This is a genomic window from Cellulomonas sp. P4_B5_2 (genome assembly GCF_056402235.1).
In genome coordinates this window covers 1-3,196 of record NZ_JBFUHU010000378.1, presented here as the reverse complement: position 1 = coordinate 3,196, position 3,196 = coordinate 1, and the positions used below count along the sequence as shown (strand labels likewise).

At 72.8% G+C, this 3,196-nt stretch carries 2 protein-coding genes and 1 pseudogene; all 3 read right to left on the bottom strand.

Annotation, left to right across the window (positions count from 1 at the left end; translation table 11 throughout):
* Positions 1 to 1,485: ABC transporter substrate-binding protein (locus tag AC1DUQ_RS19755; RefSeq protein WP_477074419.1), on the bottom strand; the 1,485-nt coding region annotated here is incomplete at its 3' end.
* A gap of 34 nt (positions 1,486 to 1,519) precedes the next feature.
* Positions 1,520 to 2,899, bottom strand: a complete 1,380-nt coding sequence (locus AC1DUQ_RS19750) for an NtaA/DmoA family FMN-dependent monooxygenase (protein WP_477062266.1) — start codon at positions 2,897 to 2,899, stop codon at positions 1,520 to 1,522.
* Positions 2,899 to 3,196, bottom strand: a pseudogene (locus AC1DUQ_RS19745) (LLM class flavin-dependent oxidoreductase); the annotation flags it as partial. The gene AC1DUQ_RS19750 and the pseudogene AC1DUQ_RS19745, both read right to left, overlap by 1 nt.

The window sequence follows — 3,196 nt, the reverse complement described above, 5'->3', positions numbered from 1 at the left end:
GAGGTCGGCGGCGCGCGTGGCGGGGTCGGCCTGGGCCAGCTGCGCATCGAGCAGGGGGTCGAGCACCGTGTCCGCGGGCCGCTTGTTGATGTTGCGGAACTTCGAGGAGAACTGGGTGCGCAGGATGTCGCCGTCGGCGCGCGTGACGTTGTAGTAGTACGTGTCGTAGTCACCGGCGGTCAGCGCCGCCTGCTGCTCCGCCGGGGTCTGCTGCCGCACCTGGAGGTCGACGCCCACCGCCTTGAGCTGCTGCTGCGTGAGCTCGAGCACGGCCTGGCTGCCCGTGAACAGCGGCGCGAACACCACGTCGAACGAGAGCTTCTCGCCGCCCTTCTCGCGGATGCCGTCCGCACCGAGCCTCCACCCGGCGTCCTCGAGCGCGTCGGCCGCGCCGTCCTGGTCGAACGCCAGCTCGTCGGACAGGTCCACGTATCCGGGTGTCGTGCTGGCCAGCACGCTGGTCGCGGGCTTGAACGCGTCGCTCAGCACCGTGTCCACGAGCTCCTGGCGGTTGATCGCCACCTGGACGGCGGCGCGCACGGCGGGGTCGGCGAGCGGGCCGGCGCTCACGTTCGGCTGGAGCACGAACGCCACCCCGGGGTTGGTGCGCGTCAGCACCGAGCCACCGGAGCCCTCGACCTGCGGCACGTCCTGCGGCAGCACGTCGCCGACGGCGTCGAACTGGTCGGAGGCCAGCCCGCCGGACCGGACGCCCGACTCGGGGACGATCGTGAAGTCGATCTGGTCGAGGTACGCCTCGCCGGGGTTCTCGGAGACCTCGGACGGCCACGCGTACCCGTCCCGCCGGACGATCGTCGCGCCCTGGTCCTGGGTGTACTCCTCCAGCGTGAACGGGCCGGAGCCCACCACCGCGCCCTGGAGCCGCGCTGCCGGGTCGGCTGCCGCCGTGGCGTCGGACAGGATCGCCAGCGACACCGTGGACGTGGCCTGCAGGAACTGGGCGTTGGGCCCGGAGAACACCACGGTGACCGTGTGCTCGTCGTCGACGGTGGTCTCCTGGTAGCCCGCGAGGTAGGAGCCGGCGAGCGGCGCGGACGCCGCGAGGGGGCCGACGAGGGCGTCGAAGTTGGCCTTCACGGTGGTCGCGGTCAGGGGCGTCCCGTCCGAGAACGTGACGTCGTCGCGCAGGTGGAACGTGACGTGGGTGAGGTCGTCGCTGACGTCCCAGCTCTCCGCCAGCCACGGCACGATCTCGCCGGTCTGCGGGTCCTGGTCGGTCAGCGAGTCGGCCAGCTGACGGGCGATGTAGATGCTCACGTTCGAGCCGACCTGCTGCGGGTCGACGCCGCTCGGTGAGGCGCCGAGGGCGAACCGCAGGGTGCCGCCCGGGGTCGCGGCCTCGGTGCTGGCAGAGGTGGACGGGTCCGACGCCGCGGGCGTGCCCGAGCCGCAGGCGGTCAGGAACAGCGCGGGGACGACGAGGGTGGCCAGGGCGGCCGAACGGGCACGGGTCGAGCGGAGCATGGCGGGGTCCTTCGTTCGGGGTGGAGAGGTGGGGTCAGCCGACGAGGGCGCGGTCGGCGGTGGAGCGGGTGGCGCGGGGCGCCGGGCGGGAGAGGCCGAGGTGGTCGCGCAGGGTGGTGCCCGCGTAGTCGGTGCGGAACGAGCCGCGCTCCTGGAGCAGCGGCACCACCTGGTCGAGCACGTCGTCCAGGCCGCCGGGGGTCAGGTGCGGCACGAGGATGAAGCCGTCCGACGCGTCCTCCTGCACGTACCGGTCGATCGCGTCCGCGACCTCGGTGGCCGTGCCGACGAACCCGCCGCGCGACGTCACCTCGATGACGAGCTGCCGGATCGACCAGCCGTTCGCGTCGGCCAGCTCCCGCCACGCGGCCGCGATGCTCCGCGGGTCCTTGACGTGCCGGACGCGACCGCGGGTGATGTCGAGGTTCTCGATGTCCGGCTCGATCCGCGGCAGAGGCCCCTCGGGGTCGTGGTCGGTGAGGTCGCGTCCCCACACCTGCTCGAGGAACGCGATGGCCGTCGGCCCCGGCACCTGCTGCAGCCGGATCTCGTGGGACCGCTCGGCGGCGTCCTGCGCGCTGTCGCCGAGCACGACGGTCGTCGCCGGCAGGATCAGCAGCTCCACCGGCCGCCGACCGTGCGCAGCGAGGCGACCCTTGACGTCGGTGAAGAACGCCTGACCGGACTCGAACGTGGAGTGCGCGGAGAACACGACGTCCGCGGTGGCCGCCGCGAAGTCACGGCCGTCCGAGGAGTCGCCGGCCTGGAACAGCACGGGGTGCCCCTGCGTGCCGCGCGGGGTGGTGAACTCGCCGCGCACCTGGAAGTGCCGGCCCTCGTGGCGCACCTCGTGGACCGAGCCGGGCCGGACGAACTGCCCGGAGCCGGCGTGGGCGATCACCGCGTCGTCGTCCCACGAGTCCCACAGCGCCCGTGCGACCGCGACCAGCTCGGCCGCACGCTCGTACCGCTCGTCGTACGGGAGAAACCCGCCGCGCCGGAAGTTCTCGCCGGTGAAGGCGTCGCTGCTGGTCACGAGGTTCCACGCGGCACGCCCGCCGCTGAGGATGTCCAGGGTCGCGAACTGGCGGGCCAGCTCCCACGGCTCGTTGAAGGTCGTGTTGATCGTCCCGGCGAGCCCGATGCGGTCGGTGACCGCGGCGAGCGCCGCCAGCACGGGCAGGGTGTCGGGCCGACCCACCACGTCCAGGTCGTGGATCTGGCCCTTGTGCTCGCGCAGCCGCAGTCCCTCGGCGAGGAAGAAGAAGTCGAGCTTCGCCTCCTCGGCGCGCCGGGCCAGGTGCTCGAACGACGCGAAGTCGATCTGGCTGCCGGACCGTGGGTCGCTCCACACGGTGGTGTTGTTGACCCCGGGGAAGTGGACGCCGAGGTGGACCTGCTTGCGGGCGCCCATCAGGCGATCGCCGCGTAGCGGTTGACCGGGCGGGCAAGGCCCAGCTGGTCACGCAGCGTCGGACCCGCGTAGCTGTCGCGGAACGCGCGGGCCTCGCGCAGGAGCGGCACGACGCCGTCGACGAGGACGTCGAGGTCGGTGTGCAGCGAGGCCGGCCGGACGACGAACCCGTCGGCGGCACCGACGGCGGACCAGTCGAGGAACGTGTCGGCGAGGTCCCGGGCCGTCCCGACGTGCGTGAGGGAGTCGGTGTCCCACTCGACTCCTTCGAGCTCGGTGAGCAGGTCGAGCCGGGCG

Excerpts from the sequence above, each read along its gene's own strand:
- AC1DUQ_RS19750 (WP_477062266.1), bottom strand. The coding sequence starts at position 2,899 with ATGGGCGCCCGCAAGCAGGTCCACCTCGGCGTCCACTTCCCCGGGGTC.